Raw genomic sequence first — 2310 nt, 5'->3', positions numbered from 1 at the left:
GTTGCGCCGCCTCCTGCATGGCGCGCCATTCGACGCCGTCGCCGGGGTCGAGGTCGAACACCATGCGGTTGGGCGTGTGGTAGGCCTTGGCGACGGCGTTCTGGGTGTGGAACTCGACCACGTTCCATTGCGCCTCCGACAAGATGCCACCCCCGGTGCCGATCTCGAGCATGGGCGGATGGCCGGGATCGAGCGCCGCGTCGAGCTGGCGCACGCCGGGCAGCTTGCCGACCTCGCTGTGCTTCTGGAAGAACAATTGCCCGCCGACGCCGGCCGGCGCCCGCACCAGCGACACGGGGCGCGCCTTCAGGTGCGGCATCATGAGCTCGGCGACGAGCGCGTAGTAGCGCACCAGCGCGATTTTGGTCGTGCCGCTGGCGGCGTCGATGACGCGGTCGCCATTGCTCACCTTGAACCCGGCCGGCAATTTTCCTTCGGGCGCGGGCGGCGCCGCCGCGCGCCCGGTCTTGGCGGGCGCGGGCGGGGGTGCGGGTGCCGCCGCGGTTTCGCGGCCGATCTGCCCGGGCCGCTTGTCGTCGCGCAGGCCCTGGAACACGGCGTGGCGGATCGCGCCGCTGTCGGTCCACTCGGCGAAGCTGACCTCGGCGACGAGCTCGGGCCGGACCCAGTGGTGCTTGCGTGCGGCCACGGCCTTCGGTGGGAACGGGCTTTGGTCGGTCTCGAGCGCGGCGAGGCGGCGCTTGAGATCGCGCAGTGTCGCCTCGTTGAAACCGGTGCCCACATTGCCGACGTACTCGAGCAGCCCGTCGCCGCCTTGGATTCCGAGCAACAAGGCGCCGATGCCGGTGCGCGCGCCTTGCGGATCGGTGTAGCCGCCGATCACGAACTCCTGGCGCTGACCGCACTTGAGCTTGATCCAGTGGGCCGAACGGCGGCTGACGTAGCGCGCGTCGCGACGCTTGCCGATCACACCCTCGAGCCCCATCTTGCAGGCCGCGGCGACGAGCTCGTGCGGATCGTGGCCGAACTCCTCGCTCAAGCGCACGTTCGCCGACGGCGTTTTCAGATTGCCGAGGGTGGACTCGAGCAAGGCGCGGCGCGCCTCGAGCGGCGCGCCGCGCAGGTCGAAGCCGTCGAAATACGGGATATCGAACAGGAAATAGACGATGTCGGCGCCGCTGGCGGTGTCGAACGCGCGCTGCAGCAAGCCGAAGTTGGGGCGCCCGTTCTCGTCGTGGACCACGATCTCGCCGTCGTACCAGCCGTCGGGCAGTTCCAGCGCGGCCAGGCTGGCGCGCAGCGGCGCGAGCTTGTGGGTCCAGTCGTTGCCGTTGCGCGTGAACAGCTTGACCTGCCCGCCCTCGATGCGCGCGAGCATGCGGTAGCCGTCGAACTTGATCTCGAAAATCCACTCCCCGGGCGCGGCCGGGGGCTGCTCGACAAGTGTGGCGAGCTCGGGCGACAAACTGGCGGGCAGGGCGGACTTGACGGCCTGCGCCGGCAGGGCGCCGGCGGCTCGCCCGGGCGCGGCCTTGGCTGGAACGGTGGGCGGCGGCGCCTGATCGGCCACGCTGTCGGGCAGTTGGTCGACGACGGAGAACTCGGCGGCGGCGCGGGCGAACTCGTCCTTTTCCTTGATCAGCAGCCAGGGCTCCTGCTTCGCGCCCCTGCCCTTCATGCGCACCAGCACCCACTTGCCGTGCATCTTAAGCCCATGCAGCACAAACTTAAGATTACCGTCCCGATATGCCTGATGCGGATCGTCGAGCGCCTGCCAGGTGCCCTTGTCCCAGACGATGACCTTGCCCGCGCCATACTCGCGCTCGGGGATGATGCCCTCGAAACTGGCGTAGGCGATCGGATGGTCCTCGACATGGACGGCCATGCGTTTGTCTTTGGGATCGTAACTGGGGCCCTTGGGCACGGCCCAGCTTTTCATGGTGCCGTCGAGTTCGAGCCGGAAATCGTAATGCAGGCGGCTGGCCCAGTGCTTCTGGATCACGAAAATGGGCGCGCCGACGGCGGCCTGGCCGCCCCCGGCCGGTTCGGAGGTGACGGAGAAATTGCGTTTGGCCTTATAGGGTTTGAGGGCGTCGGGCATGAAGGCGCTTCAGATTGGGCACGAGGCACGAGTCTAGAGCGGCCCGTCCCGACTGACTGTGCGCCATTTCACGGTGCGGCCGACATTTTTCGATCCACAAATAAGCGCCCGGAATGGATCGGCTTCCGATCAAGGAATAATTCACAATCGGGGTCAGACCCCGGTTACAAATTCTCGCCACACGTCCAGTAGAGCCCATAGGTGAGGAACCGGAAATGAACGAAAATTTTGTAACCGGGGTCTGACCC

Annotated in this window: 1 protein-coding gene; it reads right to left on the bottom strand. The window is 67.1% G+C overall.

Annotation, left to right across the window (positions count from 1 at the left end; genetic code table 11):
* On the bottom strand, positions 1-2062 hold a 2062-nt coding region (gene ligD / locus C7C56_RS10290; protein WP_106757330.1), incomplete at its 3' end, for a DNA ligase D.
* Positions 2063-2310: the final 248 nt, after the last annotated feature.

Origin of the sequence: Massilia glaciei (assembly GCF_003011895.2) — a bacterium.
Taxonomy (GTDB): Bacteria; Pseudomonadota; Gammaproteobacteria; order Burkholderiales; family Burkholderiaceae_D; genus Telluria_A; species Telluria_A glaciei.
The sequence above is the reverse complement of the archived record's forward strand: the minus strand, read 5'-3'. Positions and strand labels throughout refer to the sequence as shown.